General features: G+C 71.2%; 13 protein-coding genes and 1 pseudogene. 5 read left to right on the forward strand and 9 right to left on the reverse strand.

Annotated features, from left to right (window positions below; all coding sequences use genetic code 11):
• The coding region (locus FB559_RS36185; protein WP_246122701.1) for a fatty acid desaturase family protein at window positions 1-782 on the reverse strand (782 nt) is incomplete at its 3' end.
• Between the two features lie 120 nt (window positions 783-902).
• Entirely contained in the window at window positions 903-1,217 is a 315-nt protein-coding gene (locus FB559_RS36190) for a UBP-type zinc finger domain-containing protein (RefSeq protein ID WP_246122702.1), read from the reverse strand.
• Window positions 1,218-1,346: 129 nt separating this feature from the next.
• On the opposite strand from FB559_RS36190, the gene FB559_RS36195 reads away from it, so the two are divergent.
• Both FB559_RS36195 and FB559_RS36200 read left to right on the forward strand, forming a co-directional pair.
• Entirely contained in the window at window positions 1,347-2,261 is a 915-nt protein-coding gene (locus FB559_RS36195; protein ID WP_141962151.1) for a LysR family transcriptional regulator, read from the forward strand.
• Window positions 2,262-2,413: 152 nt separating this feature from the next.
• On the forward strand, window positions 2,414-3,571 hold the full coding sequence (locus FB559_RS36200; protein WP_141962152.1) for a N(5)-(carboxyethyl)ornithine synthase: 1,158 nt from the start codon (window positions 2,414-2,416) through the stop codon (window positions 3,569-3,571).
• A 142-nt stretch (window positions 3,572-3,713) separates the two neighbouring features.
• Here FB559_RS36200 and FB559_RS36205 read toward each other — a convergent pair whose 3' ends face one another.
• The 5 genes and pseudogenes from FB559_RS36205 to FB559_RS36225 form a co-directional block, all read right to left on the reverse strand.
• Entirely contained in the window at window positions 3,714-4,433 is a 720-nt protein-coding gene (locus tag FB559_RS36205) for an ABC transporter ATP-binding protein (protein ID WP_141962153.1), read from the reverse strand.
• Window positions 4,430-5,206, reverse strand: a complete 777-nt coding sequence (locus FB559_RS36210; protein ID WP_221640596.1) for an ABC transporter ATP-binding protein — start codon at window positions 5,204-5,206, stop codon at window positions 4,430-4,432. The genes FB559_RS36205 and FB559_RS36210 overlap by 4 nt, the downstream gene beginning before the upstream one ends.
• Window positions 5,203-6,234 (reverse strand): branched-chain amino acid ABC transporter permease, encoded by a 1,032-nt coding sequence (locus FB559_RS36215; protein ID WP_141962154.1) that lies wholly within the window; start codon window positions 6,232-6,234, stop codon window positions 5,203-5,205. The genes FB559_RS36210 and FB559_RS36215 overlap by 4 nt, the downstream gene beginning before the upstream one ends.
• A gap of 2 nt (window positions 6,235-6,236) precedes the next feature.
• Window positions 6,237-7,124, reverse strand: coding sequence for a branched-chain amino acid ABC transporter permease (locus FB559_RS36220; RefSeq protein ID WP_141962155.1), 888 nt, complete (start codon window positions 7,122-7,124; stop codon window positions 6,237-6,239).
• Window positions 7,125-7,179: 55 nt separating this feature from the next.
• Window positions 7,180-8,244: pseudogene (locus tag FB559_RS36225) on the reverse strand (amino acid ABC transporter substrate-binding protein); the annotation flags it as partial.
• Window positions 8,245-8,602: 358 nt separating this feature from the next.
• Here FB559_RS36225 and FB559_RS36230 point away from each other — a divergent pair.
• Window positions 8,603-9,295: a response regulator transcription factor gene (locus FB559_RS36230; protein WP_141962157.1), complete on the forward strand. Its 693-nt coding sequence runs from the start codon at window positions 8,603-8,605 to the stop codon at window positions 9,293-9,295.
• 36 nt (window positions 9,296-9,331) lie between these two features.
• Window positions 9,332-10,828 carry a sensor histidine kinase gene (locus FB559_RS36235; protein WP_246122703.1) on the forward strand — a complete coding sequence of 499 codons (1,497 nt, stop codon included), beginning with the start codon at window positions 9,332-9,334 and terminating at the stop codon, window positions 10,826-10,828.
• On the opposite strand, the gene FB559_RS36240 is transcribed toward FB559_RS36235, so the two are convergent.
• Window positions 10,740-11,687, reverse strand: coding sequence for a TAXI family TRAP transporter solute-binding subunit (locus tag FB559_RS36240; protein ID WP_246122704.1), 948 nt, complete (start codon window positions 11,685-11,687; stop codon window positions 10,740-10,742). The two genes, FB559_RS36235 and FB559_RS36240, sit on opposite strands and share 89 nt — an antisense overlap.
• A gap of 118 nt (window positions 11,688-11,805) precedes the next feature.
• Here FB559_RS36240 and FB559_RS36245 point away from each other — a divergent pair, with 118 nt between their 5' ends.
• Window positions 11,806-14,085 carry a molybdopterin-dependent oxidoreductase gene (locus tag FB559_RS36245; protein ID WP_141962159.1) on the forward strand — a complete coding sequence of 760 codons (2,280 nt, stop codon included), beginning with the start codon at window positions 11,806-11,808 and terminating at the stop codon, window positions 14,083-14,085.
• 9 nt (window positions 14,086-14,094) lie between these two features.
• Here the strand turns inward: FB559_RS36245 and FB559_RS36250 are convergent, their stop codons facing one another.
• Window positions 14,095-14,505 (reverse strand): hypothetical protein, encoded by a 411-nt coding sequence (locus tag FB559_RS36250; RefSeq protein WP_141962160.1) that lies wholly within the window; start codon window positions 14,503-14,505, stop codon window positions 14,095-14,097.
• Window positions 14,506-14,656 lie beyond the last annotated feature (151 nt).

Below are 14,656 nucleotides of genomic sequence, written 5' to 3' on the forward strand. Positions count from 1 at the left end.
ACGAAGTCGGTGAACCGCCCGCCCCGCACGTTGCGGGAGGTCAGCACCTGACGGCGCAGGTAGTCGATCTTGTCGTCCGCGCCGAAGATGGGCATGCCCTTGTGGTTCGGGGCGAAGGAGCATCCCATGTACACGCCGAACAGGCCTTGCTGTACGAGGATGAAGCACACGGCCTGGATCGGTGACAGCACGAGGAACAGCGCCGCCAGGTAGGCCGCCGCGTGAACGAGCAGCAGCGCCGCCTCGACGGGCTTGGTCTTCGACGGGGTACCGGTGCGGTCCAGAAGCGCCCGGACGCTCGCGACGTGCAGGTTGAGCCCTTCCAGCAGGAGCATCGGGAAGAACAGGTAGGCCTGGGACCGGGCCAGCAGGGCGCCGAGCCCCCGCCGTGCACGGGCCTGCTCCCGGGTGAAGGCGATGGCGCCGCTGGCGATGTCGGGATCGCGGCCCTCGTGGTTCGGGTGAGAGTGGTGGCGATTGTGCTTGTCGACCCACCAGCCGTAGCTCAGCCCGACCAGCAGGCCGCCGTGAAGGTGACCGAGCAGGTCGTTCGCGCGCTTCGAACGGAAGATCTGCTTGTGTCCGGCGTCGTGCCCGACGAACGCGACCTGGGTGAACATCACCGCGAGGAAGGCCGCGACGAGCAGTTGCCACCAGGAGCGTCCCAGCAGGGCGAAGACGACCCATCCGCCGGCGAACAGGGAGAGGTTCGCCCCGATCTTGAACGCGTAGTAGGTGGGGCGGCGATCGAACAGTCCCGCCTGCTTGATCTGGCGGGACAACTCGGCGTAGTCGCTGCCGCGTCCGGCAGCGGAGGGTCTACGGCGAGTGCCGGTATCCGGTCTTACGGTTTCAACGACCACTCTGCTTGCTCCTTCAGTGGGGAGGGGGGATCGGATCGCTCAGATGGTGCGCCGGTGGACGTAGCACCATTTCCAGCTCGAGTCGGCCTGTAGCGCGCGTACCACCGGATGGTCGGTCTCCTCGTAGTGCGCGAACGCGTGCCGCCGGGGCGAGTCGTCGGAACATGCCACCCAGCCGCAGGTCAGGCACACCACGAGGCCGGCCCAGTACTCGCCTGTGGCCTGGCATTCCCGGCACGTGGTCGCGCTGGCGTCCACGGGCGCCAGTGCGTCGAGATGCTCGCATCGAGGTGCCGATCCGTTCGGGCCGGCAACCCTCGCATCGAGGGCCATGCTGGTGCCGTCCGCGGTCATCTGCACTCTTTCCCGTAACCTGTGGCATGCCGGTGAGTCTCCAGTTCACCCGTATTGCGGCAAAGGGGAAACCGGCAACCCGAGCAAGCCTCATCACCTGTCCTGATCGCCGGAGTGGAGGAGGCGGGCATGGAGCTGCGCCAGCTTCGCTACTTCGTGACCTTGGCCGAAGAACTCCACTTCGGCCGGGCGGCCGCGCGGGAGCACATCGTGCAGTCCGCGTTGAGCCAGCAGTTGCAGCGGCTGGAGCGCGAGCTGGGCGTTCGCCTGCTCGAACGCAGCACCCACCACGTCGGGCTGACCACGGCGGGAGCGGCGTTCCTGGTCGAGGCCCGGCAGATCATCGCGCACGTCGACCGCGCGGCGCAGGTGGCGCGGAGCGCGGCCGGTACGGCCCCCAGCCTGCGCGTGGGCATCATCGACGCCAGCTACGACTCCATGCCACTGATCCTGCACGAGGTCCAGGCCCGCTTCCCCGACCTGGTGATCCACCAGATCGAGGCCAGCGTGCCGGAGCAGTACCAGCGGCTCCTCGACGGCCGCCTGGACGTGGGCATCGGACGGGCCGCACTCGCGCCCGCCGGCGTGGCCTCGCACCTGTTCCGCCAGGACCCTCTGGGAGTACTGGTCCCCGACGGCCACCGCTTCGCCTCCCTGGACGGCGTACCCGTCGCCACACTCGCCGAGGAGCCACTACTGCTGTCGGAGGACGCCCGGGCACCGGAGTTCAACCAGTTCGTGGTTGAGATGTGCCGGTCCGCGGGGTTCACCCCCGCCGTCTACGAGGGCACCGTGGAGAGCATCCGCGCCGCCGCCGCGCTGGTCGCCGCCGGACGATGCCTGTACTGCGTCCCCTCCTCCTGCATCTCCGCCCTTCCCGGCACCCTCTGGCGGCCGTTGGTCGAGCCCGTGTCCCACTACCCCTGGTCCATCCTGTGGCGAGCCACCGACACGACCGACCACGTACGCGCGATCGTCACCTGCGCGCAGGTGATGTCACGCCGCCTGGACTGGCTGACGGCGACAGAGCGGACGCCCGGCTGATCACAGAGCCGTCCGGTCATCAGCTGAGGTGATCAGCCCTGCTCAGGTTCGTGGTTTCCCTGCCGGGGACATGAGGGTTGGCTGGGAGCGCCTGCGCACCATGGCGGAACGCCGACGCCCCCTCGCGCACGGCATCGACGAAAGGCTTACGTGTGGATCAGCTCACCCTTGGAGTCGTCTCACGGTCCCGCAAGGAGAACGAGCACCGGCTTCCGATCCACCCGCTTCATCTGGAACGCATCCCTGCCGACCTGGGAGAACGCATCTTCCTTGAGCACGGCTATGGGGAGCATTTCGGCGTGTCGGACGAACGGCTCGCGCCGTTCGTGGCGGGGCTTCGGACCCGTGCACAGCTCGCCGCGGAGTGCGACGTCCTCCTGCTCGCCAAACCGCTGGTGCCGGACGTCGAGGAGCTCAGGGAGGGGCAGGTCCTGTGGGGCTGGCCACACTGCGTGCAGAACGCGGAGATCACCCAGCTCGCCATCGACCGGCGGCTGACGCTGATCGCCTTCGAGGCGATGAACCACTGGACCGCCGACGGCGGGTTCGGCCTGCACGTCTTCCACAAGAACAACGAACTGGCCGGGTACAGCTCGGTCATGCACGCGCTCCAGCTCATCGGGACGACCGGCGACTACGGCCGGCGACTACGGGCGGCCGTCATCGGCTTCGGAGCGGCGGGCCGCGGCGCGGTCACCGCCCTCAACGCGCACGGCGTGCACTACGTGCACATCCTCACCAACCGCGGCGTCACCGCGGTCGCCTCGCCGATCCACTCCGCGCGGATCGTGCGTTTCGAGCACGACTCCGGCGACCCGAAACACGGCCACGCGCTGCGCCAGGGCGTCCGCGTGCCCCTCGCGCCGTTCCTCGCCGAACACGACATCGTCGTCAACTGCGTCCTGCAGAACCCCGACGTGCCGCTGACCTTCGTCACCGACGAGGACCTGGCCGCCTTCGTCCCGGGCAGCCTCATCGTCGACGTGTCCTGCGACGAGGGAATGGGCTTCGGCTGGGCGCGTCCCACGAGTTTCGCCGACCCGATGTTCACGGTGGGCGACAACGTGCACTACTACGGGGTCGACCACAGCCCGTCGCTGCTGTGGGACTCCGCCAGCTGGGAGATCAGCGAGGCCCTGCTGCCCCACCTGCGGACGGTGCTCGACGGCCCGAAGTCCTGGGACGCCGACCAGACCATCCGCCGGGCGATCGAGATCCGCGACGGCGTCATCCAGAACCCCACGATCCTGTCCTTCCAGCACCGGTCGCCGCGTTACCCGCACCCGTTCGCCGCGGTCGAGTCCGCTTAGGCGCGGTCCTAGGCGGAACGGCCTCCTCCCCGCACGGGAGACGCGGTTCCGCCGCGCTGTGCACGGTCATCCGCCACCTCGCGACCGAACACGCCCGCGCGAAGGTCGTCATCACCGTGTGAGGGCACCGCCTGGACGGGGGTCAGGCGGTGCCCGGATCCGGCTCCCACTCCTCGCCCAGGTAGGCGACGCGCATCCGCGGGTCCGCGGTGAGCTCGGCGGCCGTGCCGGCCAGGGTGATCTCGCCGAGTTCGAGGACGTACCCGCGGTGGGCGATCTCCAGCGCCGCGCCCGCGTCCTGTTCGACCAGCAGCACGCCGGTGCCGCTTTCGGCGATGCCGGTCAGCCGCAGCAGGATCTCGTCCACCAGGACGGGCGCCAGCCCGAGCGAGAGCTCGTCGATGAGCAGGAGCCGCGGCCGGCTCATCAGCGCCCGCGCGATGGCGCACATCTGCTGCTCGCCGCCGGACAGGCTTCCGGCGACCTGGTCGAGCCTTCCCGCGAGTGCCGGGAACAGGTCGAGCACCCCGGAGAGGTCCTTGTTGCGGCCGAGCCAGCCGCCCAGGCGCAGGTTGTCGCGTACGGACAGGCCGGGGAACAGCCGCCGGCCCTCGGGAACGTGTGCGACCCCCGCGGCGGCGATGGTCTCGACGCCGGCGCCGATCAGCTCCCGGCCGTCGACGGTCACCGATCCGCCCCGGTCGGGGAGCATCGCGGTGACGGCCCTCAGCAGGGTGGACTTGCCGGCGCCGTTGGGTCCGACGAGCGCGACGATCTCGGCCTCGCCGACGGTGAGGGAGACGTCGTGGAGCACCCGGATCCGCCCGTACCCGGCGGTGAGCCGGTCGACTTCGAGCATCATGAGGGGTTCTTCCTGGTGTAACGGTGGCCGAGGTAGGCCTCGATGACCCGCTCGTCGCTCAGCACCTGGTCCGGAGGGCCCTGGGTGAGGACCTTGCCGTGGTGCAGCACGAGGATCTCGTCGGAGACCGCGGCGATGGCGCGGACGACGTGCTCGATGATCAGCAGTGTCAGCCCGGCGTTCTTCAGCTCGTCGATGAGCCGGAGCGCGGGGTCGATCTCGGCCGGGCGCAGTCCGGCGAGCACCTCGTCGAGCAGGAGCAGCCGTGGCCGCAGCGCGAGCGCCTTGGCCAGCTCGAGCCGGCGCGCGTCCGCGACGGACAGCTCGGCCGGGGAAAGCCCGTCCTTGCCGCCCAGCCCGACCCGTTCCAGCACCTCGGCCGCCTCGCGGCGCGCGTGCGCCGGCGAACGTACCGAGGACGGCCCGAACATCGCCGCCACCGCCACGTTGTCGGCGACGGTCAGGCCGCGGAACGGCTTGACGATCTGGAACGTACGGGCCACGCCCGCGTGCGCGATCCGCCACGGTCGTACCCCGGTGAGGTCCGTGCCGCCGATCTCGACGGATCCGGTCGTCGGCTTGAGATGGCCGCTGATGAGGTTCACCAGAGTGCTCTTGCCCGCCCCGTTGGGCCCGATCACCCCGAGCGTACGGCCGGCGGGCAGGGCCAGGTCGACGCCGGAGAGCGCGACCAGCCCGCCGAAGCGGCGCCCGAGTCCTCGCGTCCGCAGGACGGGTACGTCCTCGGCACCGGGGCTCACCGGCTCACTCACAGTCGGTACCTCCGGACGTTGGAAAGGAGGGAGTAGTCGCGGTCACGCACCGCGTCCCGCGCGAAGTTGACGACGCCCTGGGGCAGCAGGATCACCGCCACGATGATCAGTACGCCGAGCGTGAGGGTGTGCACCTCGGTGAAGTGCTGCCGCAGGTACTCCGAGGCGATGGCGATGGCCGCGGCTCCCAGGATCGGGCCGCTGATCGTGCCGGCCCCGCCGATCACCACCATCACGACCATCAGCACCGTGATGTTCACGTCGAACAGGCGCTCCGGATAGATGCTGACCTGCTGGAAGGCATAGGCGGCCCCGGTCGCGCCGGTGAGCGCGGCCGAGACGCCGAACGCGACCGTCTTGGCCCAGGTGGTGTTGACCCCCATCGCCGCGGCGGCGTCCTCGTCCTGGTTGATGACGCGCAGCGCGTATCCGGTGCGCCCGCGCGAGATCAGCGCCACGACCACGGCCGCCACCACGGCCAGGGCGAGGAAGAGCAGGTAGAAGCCGTCGTTGCCGAGCCACTGAGTGGGTGCGCGGTCGCCGGTGGAGGGGATCGTGATGCCGGCTCCCCCGCCGGTCCAGCGCGGGACGTTGGTCACGAGCTCGCGCAGGCCCTCGGCGACTCCCAGTGTCGCCACCGCGAAGTAGTGTCCCTTGAGACGGAGCAGCGGCAGGCCGATCAGGCCGGCGAACACCGCCGCGACCACCGCCGACACCGGCAGCGCGATCCAGAACGACAGTCCCCCGTGGACGACGAGGACGACCGTGGTGTACGCGCCGAGGCCGAAGAACCCGACCTGGCCGAAGCACGCGTAGCCGGTGTAACCGCCGATGAGGTTCCACGCCACCGCCAGCGCGACGAACATGAAGACCGTGGTGATCGTACGTTCCTGGCCCGTGTAGAGCTGGCTCTGCAGCCCCAGGCAGGCCAGCACGACCACGAGGCCGAAGGCCCACGGGAGCCACGCGGGCCGCCTGCGCACGAGAAGGGCCTTCCCCTTCCCTGCGGCCGTGTCCGGCTCGGTCATGCTCACACCTCGACCCGGGTGGAGTAGAAGGCACGCCCCGCGATGCCCTGCGGGCGTACGGCCAGGACCACTACGAGTACGGCGAACGCGACCGCGTTGACCAGCGTGCCGGGCAGCAGCTGCCCGCCCCACGCCTCGACGAGGCCGAGCACCATGCCGCCCAGCAGCGCGCCGTACATGTTGCCCAGGCCGCCGAGGACGGCGGCGACGAAGCTGAACAGCGTGAAGCGCCCGGCGTCGGCCGGGCTGAAGGTGCCGACCGCGCCGACCGCGGCACCCGCCGCCCCGGCCAGGGCGGCGGCGATGCCGAAGGTGAGCGCGTACACGTGCCGCGCGCGGATGCCCATCAACCGGGCCGCGCCCCGGTCCATGCCGGTGGCCAGGATCGCCAGCCCGGTACGTGACTTCCGCATCGCCGCCACGAGGGCGAGGGTGATGGCCAGCGCCACGACCGCGGCCAGCAGCCGGCCGACGGGCACCCGGACGCCGCTGAACAGGGTGAAGCCGTCGCCCGCGTAGCCGGTCGGGATGGAGCGGTAGTCGCCGGAGTAGATCAGGAGGAGCCCGTTGACCAGGACCAGGTCCAGGCCGAATGTGAGCAGCAGCGTGATGAAGATGGGCGCCTTGACCACCAGGTTGATCAGCCCGCGCTGCACCAGGTAACCGGCGGCGAACAGCGCGACGGCGACCGGGACCATCGAGACGAAGGGGTCCAGGCCGAGCTGCCGGTGCAGCTCGAAGGCCAGGTACGCGCCGATGAGGACGAACGATCCGTGTGCCAGGTTGATGACGTTCATCACGCCCCACACCAGCGAGAACCCGACCGCGATCAGCGCCAGCAGGCCACCCTGCAGCAGCCCGTACACCGTCGCCTGGAGCAGCTGGCTCACGAGTCCTCCTTCGTCGGAGGTGTGACCAGGGGCGCCGTGTCGCCGGGCCGCTCGCTCACTTGGTGCCCGGCCAGACCATCTTGGCCTCCGCGATGTCCTTGGGCCAGACGGCGACCGGCTTGCCGTCCTGCACCTGGATGACCTGCATCGTCTTGGTGAGGTTCTGGCCCTGCGCGGTGAACTTCAGCGGCCCGAAGAAGGTCGGCTCGTCCAGCGCGGCGAGCGCGTCCCGTACCTTGTCCGCGTCCGTGCTCCCGGCCTTCTCCACCGCGTCGACCAGGGCGATGCAGGCCGCCGTCGCCTCGGCGCCGTGGTACTCGGGCGCCCGTCCGCCGAACGCGGCGCCGAACGTCGTCTTGTAGTCGGCGGCGGTCCCCATCCACTTGTCCTTGCCGACCGTCTTGTCGGTCCACTGCGTGGAGCCGAGGACGCCTTCGGCGTCGGCGCCGAGCGCCTTGGCGAAGTCGGGTGTGGGCGGCGCCACGGTCTCGGCGAAACCTCCGGACGGCGTGACGCCGAGCTCCTTGGCCTGCTTGATGATCGCGATGCCCTCGACGACGTGCACCGACCCGACGATCACATCCGGCTTCAGGGACTTGATCTTGGTGAGGGCCGAGGAGACGTCCGACGTGCCGTTGGGGAAGAACTCGGTGGCCACCACCTTGAACCCGAGGCGCTTCGCCTCGGCGGCGCCGGTCTCGGCCACGGTCTTGGAGAACCCGTCATCGGCGGACAGGAAGGCCATCGTGGCCGGCTTCGGCTGCGCCATCTCCGCGATCGCCTGGATCATCGACGCGGCGTAGGAGTGCGCCGGAGACAGGGCGGCGAAGGTCCGCTTGTACCCCTTCTGGAAGATCTTGTCGTCCGCGCCGGAGCTGTCGGCCATCACCTGGCCGTTGCGCTCGATCACCGCGGCCGCGGCCTCGGTGGTCGCCGAGCCGTAGGGGCCGAGGATCAGCTTCACACCCTTGTCGTTGAACTGGTCGACCAGCTGCGCGGCGGTGTCCGGTTTGGACGTGTCGTCCTGGTACTGGATGGCGAGCTTGAGGCGCTTCCCTCCGACCTGGACGCCGCCCTTGGCGTTCACGGCCTGCTGGCAGAGCTGGTACCCCTCCTTGGTGAGGCCGCCTTCGCGCGCCAGAGACCCGGTCAGCGACATGGAGGCACCGAACTTCAGCGTGTTCCCGCTGTCGCTCGCCTCGCGCTCGCCCTTCGATCCGCATCCGGCCACCATCAGCGTCGCCGCCGCTGCCAGCGCCGTCATCTGCTTGGCATGCATCTCGATCCGCCCGCTCTCCTCGATCCAGGCCGGGCCGCCGTCCGCCCCGATCGGAGGTACGAGCCCTGAAGCGCCGTCCGGCGCACCCGCAACGTAGACAGCTCGTACCGGGGCCGCGAAGAGCAGAGGGTGAGATTTGAGGATTCTCTAGGGTCTGGGCTGTATGCGCGGAGCGACATGATTTCTACGCTGAGGGGCGATGCGGATCCTTCTCGTCGAGGACGACAACCGGTTCGCCGACGCGCTCATCGTGGCGTTGCGCCGGCAGAGCTTCGACGTGTCACGCGCGGCGACGGCGGCCGCGGCGCTGGCCGCGCCAGAGCCCGACCTGGTCCTGCTGGACCTGGGCCTGCCGGACATGGACGGCATCGAGGTGTGCCGGCGGTTGCGGGCCCGCGGCGATGTGGCGATCATCGCCATCACGGCACGGGGAGACGAGCGGGACCGGGTGATCGGCCTGCGTACGGGGGCCGACGACTACCTGGTCAAGCCGTTCGGGATCGCCGAGCTGCGGGCCCGCATCGACGCGGTCATGCGCCGTGTACGGCCGGCGGCGCGCCCTGCCGTGGCCGCCGGCGGCCTGCGCATCGACGTCGCCCGCCACCTCGTCACGTCCGCCGACGGTGCGGTCATCACCCTGACCCGCAAGGAGTTCGAGCTGCTCGCCGCCCTCTCGCGCCAGCCCGGCGTGGTCGTCTCGCGCGAACGCCTCCTCATCGAGGTGTGGAACAACCCGTGGCCGGGTGGGCAGCGCACCTTAGACGTGCACATGGCGACCCTGCGCGCCAAGCTCGGCGACCCGAAGGTGATCCAGACCGTGCACGGCGTCGGCTACCGCCTGATCACCCGCGACGACGCCGGGATGGCCGGTCAGGTGGCGGAGGGCACGTGAGACATCGCCGGCCGCCGCCGAGCGGGAGGTGAGGGCGTGCTGCGCCGCATGCTCGTGCTCTACGCCTCCCTGCTGCTCCTGGTGCTGGCCGCGCTGGAGATCCCGCTGGCCGTCGCCGTCGCCGCACGCGACACCCAGACGCTGTTCATCGACCAGCTCAACGACACCGCGCGGTTCGCCTCCCTCGCCGAGCCGGCGCTGCGCAGCGGCGAGATGGTGACACTGCGCGCCGAGCTGACCCGCTACGACAGCCTGTACGGGATCGCGGCCGCCATCGTGGACCAGGACGGAAGGATCGTCATCTCCTCGCGCCCGGGGCTGAGTCTCGGCGGAGCCGCCCGTTCGCGGCTGCGCGCCGCGCTGTCGGGCGACCGTTCGGGCATCGAGGAGGTGGTGTGGCCGTGGCGGCGCGCACCGCTCGTCGTGGCGGAACCCGTCGGCCGTGGCGGTGAGGTGGTCGCCACCGCCGTCACGATCGCGCCGACCGGGGCCGTACGCTCCCGCATCACCACCCGGTGGACCGAGCTGGCCGCCGCCGGCCTCGCGGCGCTGCTGGGTTTCGGTCTCGCCGCCGTCCCGCTCACCCGGTGGGTGCTGCGCCCGGTCCGCGAGCTGGACGAGGTCACCGGCGAACTCTCGGCCGGGCAGTGGCAGGCACGGGTCCCGGTGACGACCGGACCGGCCGAGATGCGACGGCTCGGGGAGCACTTCAACACCATGGCCGCGGCGATGAGCCGCATCCTCGAACAGCAGAAGTCCTTCGTGTCCTACGCCGGGCACCAGCTGCGCAACCCCCTCGCGGCACTGCGGCTGCGGGTGGAGAACCTCGCCCCCCACCTGCCCCCGGCGGGCGAACGCGATCTCGAGCTCGCCATCGACGAGGCCGGCCGGCTGGGCCGCATCCTGGACGGGATCCTCGCGCTGGTGCGCGCGGAGGGCGGCAACTACCGGATCTGTGTGGTCGACTGCGGCCGGGTCGCCAGGGAACGCGTGACCGCGTGGCGGCACGACTCCTCCGGCGTACGGCTCCGGTGCCGCGGCGCGACCCACGCCGCCGCGTTCGCGGTCCAGGGTGGCGTCGGCCAGATCCTCGACGCGCTCATCGACAACGCCACCAAGTTCGCCGGCCCGGACGCGACGGTCACCGTGACCGTGTCCCGGCCGCACCGGCCCGCGGACGGTCTGGGCGAACCGGTCGTCGGGATCGACGTCGTGGACGACGGGCCGGGCCTCTCCGAGGCCGACCTGGCCAGCGCCACGCAGCGGTTCTGGCGTGGTGCGGAGCACCAGAACGTCGACGGCACGGGACTCGGGCTCGCCATCGCCGGGGCGCTGGCCGAAGCGTCCGGCGGGGTGCTGCTGCTCGGGCCGGCGCGTCCGCGCGGCCTGCACGCCCGGGTGGTCCTGCCCGCGGCGGCGGGATCGCCGCCGGAGCCGGGCCCGGTCAGCTCTGCCGCTTGGACTCCCGGTAGTAACGGATCGCCCCGGGATGCAGCGGCAGCGGATTCGTCGAGATCGCCGCGCGCAGGTTGAGGTGCAGGGCCTCGGGATGCGCGCGGGCCAGCGCGTCGCGCTGCTCGAACAGCATCCGCGTCAGCGCGTAGGCGCGGTCGGCCGGCATCGACGCGTTGACCACCAGGTAGTTGGGCACGCCGATGGTGCGCACCGGCCCGGAGAGCTCATAGGTCGACGCGGGGATCGACCGCTCTTCGTAGAACGCCCGATACCGCTTTCCCAGCGGCTCGACGTAGTCGCCGAGGTCGATCAGCCGGATCGGCATCACGTGCGCCAGCTCCGCGATCGTCCCGGTCGGCAGCCCCCCGGAGAAGAAGAAGGCGTCGATGTGGCCGCCGCGCAGCGCGGCGGCCGAGTCGGCCACCTGCAGCCTGCGGACGTGGACCCCCTTCTCCGGGTCCACCCCGGCCGCGGTGAGCAGCCGGGTCGCGATCAGCTCGGTGCCCGAGCCTGCCGCCCCCATCGACACGACGCGCCCGCGCAGGTCCGGCAGCCGGTGGATCGAGCTGTCCGCCGCGACCACCAGGTGCGTGTAGTTCTCGTACAGCCGGGCCAGCGCGACGACCGGCTCGCGAGCCGTGAACGGCGGTCTGCCCTCGTACGCCAGCGCGGCCGAGTCGGCGAGCGTGAAGGCGACGTCGGCCCGTCCCTCCGCCACCAGCCGGAGGTTCTCCACCGACGCGGCCGTCGCGACCACCTCGGGTTCGGCTCCGGGCAGGTGTGCGCGCGCCACCCGCGCGAGGCCCTCGCCGTACGCGTAGTACACCGCTCCCTGACCGCCGGTCGCGATGACCAGCCGCCAGGGGTGTGCCGCCCGCTCGCCGCACGCGGCCACGAACAGCAGCACTGCGACGACGGAGACTGTGACCCACCTCACAGTCGCACACAGTACGCCGCCGTGGCGGCTTTACGCAGGGCTGGTGACGGCTGTACGGCCGCGATCGCCCGCGGCGGTTCACCGTCGCGCGCTACCGTCGGGGCAACAGGGGGTATTCATGACCGAAACGACAGAAAACTGGCAGCCGAGCGCGTGCATCCTGTGTGAGTGCAACTGCGGCATCGAGATCAAGCTGGGTACTGACGGCCGGAGTTTCGAGCGAATCCGGGGGGACAAGGCTCATCCGGCGTCGCGGGGCTACACCTGCAACAAGGCCCTGCGGCTGGACCACTACCAGAACGGCCGCAACGACCGGATCACCCGCCCGTTGCGCCGCCGGGACGACGGGTCGTTCGAGGAGATCGACTGGGACACCGCGATCGCCGAGGTGGCGGGCCGGCTGCGTGCGGTGCGTGACGCGCACGGCGGGGAGACGATCTTCTATTACGGCGGGGGCGGCCAGGGGAACCATCTCGGCGGTGCGTACTCCTCCGCGACGCTGAGGGCGTACGGCGGAAAGTATCGGTCCAGCGCGCTGGCGCAGGAGAAGACGGGCGAGTTCTGGGTCGACGCGCGGATGCTCGGCGGTTACGTGCGCGCGGACATCGAGCACGCCGAGGTGAGCCTGTTCATCGGCAAGAATCCCTATCAGTCGCACGGTTTCCCCCGTGCCAGGGCCGTGTTGAAGGAGATCGCACGGGATCCGGGCCGCACGATGATCGTGATCGACCCGGTGCGGACCGAGACGGCCGAGCTCGCCGACGTCCATCTGGCGTTGCGCCCGGGCACCGATGGTTACCTGCTGGCCGCGATGGCCGCGGTCCTGGTCGAGGAGGACCTGCTGGACCACGCGTGGCTCGCCGAGCACGCCACGGGCCTGGCCGAGGTCATCACCACGCTGCGCCAGGTCCCCGTGTCGCGGTACGCCGAGCTGTCCGGGATCGCCGAGGACACCGTCCGTGACACCGCGCGGCGGATCGCCGCCGCGTCCTCGGTCGGCGTGCTTGAGGACCTCGGGGTGCAGATGAACCGGGACTCGACCCTGGTCAGCTACGTCGAGAAGCTCATCTGGCTGCTGACCGGGAACTTCGCCCGCCCCGGGTCGCAGTACCTGCCCAGCGGCCTGTCCCCGCTCGGCCGCGACCGGGGACGCCACATCGATGACGTGCCGCGCTCCCCGGTCGCGGGTGCGCCGATCATCAGTGGCCTGGTGCCGTGTAACGTCATCGCCGAGGAGATCCTCACCGACCACCCCGGACGTTACCGGGCGATGATCGTGGAGAGCGCGAACCCGGCACACTCCCTCGCCGGCTCGGCCACCATGCGCCAGGCCCTCCAGGCACTGGACACACTCGTGGTGATCGACGTGGCCATGACCGAGACGGCGCGGCTCGCCGACTACGTCCTGCCCGCACCGACCCAGTACGAGAAGTGGGAGGCGACGTTCTTCAACTTCGACTTCCCCCGCAACATCTTCCACCTGCGGCCACCCGTCCTGCCCGCGCCGGAGGGCCCGCTGCCCGAACCGGAGATCCACGCCCGCCTCGCGGAGGCCTCCGGCGCCCTCACCGATGCCGATCTGGCCCCGCTGCACGCGGCCGCCGCCCGCGGACGGGCCGCCTATGGGGCCGCGTTCATGGCCGCCACGAGCGACCGCCGCCTGGCGGGCCTGGCGCCGGTCCTGCTCTACCGCACCCTGGGACCCACCCTGCCCGGCGGCGCCGCCGCCGCTGCGGTGCTGTGGGCCGCCGCGCACCGCTGCGCCGCCGAGAACCCCGACGGCGTACGCGACGCGGGCTTCGGCACCGGCCTGGAGGCCGGCGAACGCCTCTTCGACGCGATCCTCGCCGGACCACACGGCGTCGTCATCACCGAGGACCGGTGGGACGGGGTCTGGCAGCGCGTACGCGACCCCGGGCACCGGGTCCGGCTGGCCATCCCCGAGCTGCTCGGCGACCTCACCGCTCTGGCCGAACGTCCCGCACCCGGCTCCGACTCATCCTGGCCGTTCGTCCTGACCGCCGGGGAGCGACGGGCCTTCACCGCCAACACCATCATCCGCGACCCCGGCTGGCGCCGCCGGGGCGGAGACGGCGCGCTCCGCATGAGCCTGACCGACGCCGAACGGATGCTCCTGTCCCCCGGCGACCGCGTCCGCGTGACCACCCCGGCCGGCTCGGCCGAGATCCCGGTCGAACCCACCGACCGCATGCAGCCGGGACACGTCTCGCTGCCGAACGGCCTCGGTCTCGCCTCCTCCGACCCGCAGGGCGGCGCCGGCACCCCGCCGAACGAGCTGACCACCGCCGCCCACCGTGACCCCTGGGTCGGCACACCACTGCACAAGCACGTCCCGGCCCGTGTCGAGCGCTGCGAGGTGGCCGCCCCCCGGCCGTGACGGGCGAGTTCAGCCGCCGGCGGGCGGGCCGGCCGGGGCGCCCGACACGGTCGCCACCGGCGGGCCCACCGGCGGCCGCGGGTCCGGTTTCAGCGGCGGAGCCGGCGGCACGTGGCAGTGGTGGTTGTGGGCGCACGGGTCCGCCGGCAGCACACCGGAGTGGCCGCCGGAGGAACCCGGCGTGCCGCGCCGGGCCGTCGCCGCGGCCTTCTTCACGGTCGTACGGTGCCGATGGTGAGGGGTGCCACTGGGCGTCGGGCTCGGCGTCACGAACGGCGACAATGTCAACGACGAAATGGTCGGGGCCGGTGCCGCGACGCCGTGCGACCCGTGCCCGCCGTAGGTGAGAACGGTCACGACCACCGCGACCACCACGAGGGCGAGCCCTCCGGCCAGCGATATCAGGCGGCGCCTCGTCATGGGACCTCGACCTCCTGGCCAGAGCGATCCTGGCGGCGAATGCTTGCGGCGCATCCTGCGGACCAGGCTCGGCGGCGCGGGACGCCTCTTCGGCCAAGATCGGACGGAAGCGGCTAGAAGCTACCAATCGCCCAGCCGACTCCGCCACTCG

It is taken from the genome of Actinoallomurus bryophytorum (assembly GCF_006716425.1).
GTDB lineage: Bacteria > Actinomycetota > Actinomycetes > Streptosporangiales > Streptosporangiaceae > Actinoallomurus > Actinoallomurus bryophytorum.

Coding starts and splice junctions, on each gene's coding strand:
- FB559_RS36195 (WP_141962151.1), top strand. CDS start 1,347: ATGGAGCTGCGCCAGCTTCGCTACTTCGTGACCTTGGCCGAAGAACTC.
- FB559_RS36245 (WP_141962159.1), top strand. CDS start 11,806: ATGACCGAAACGACAGAAAACTGGCAGCCGAGCGCGTGCATCCTGTGT.
- FB559_RS36215 (WP_141962154.1), bottom strand. CDS start 6,234: ATGACCGAGCCGGACACGGCCGCAGGGAAGGGGAAGGCCCTTCTCGTG.
- FB559_RS36190 (WP_246122702.1), bottom strand. CDS start 1,217: ATGACCGCGGACGGCACCAGCATGGCCCTCGATGCGAGGGTTGCCGGC.
- FB559_RS36250 (WP_141962160.1), bottom strand. CDS start 14,505: ATGACGAGGCGCCGCCTGATATCGCTGGCCGGAGGGCTCGCCCTCGTG.
- FB559_RS36205 (WP_141962153.1), bottom strand. CDS start 4,433: ATGATGCTCGAAGTCGACCGGCTCACCGCCGGGTACGGGCGGATCCGG.
- FB559_RS36230 (WP_141962157.1), top strand. CDS start 8,603: ATGCGGATCCTTCTCGTCGAGGACGACAACCGGTTCGCCGACGCGCTC.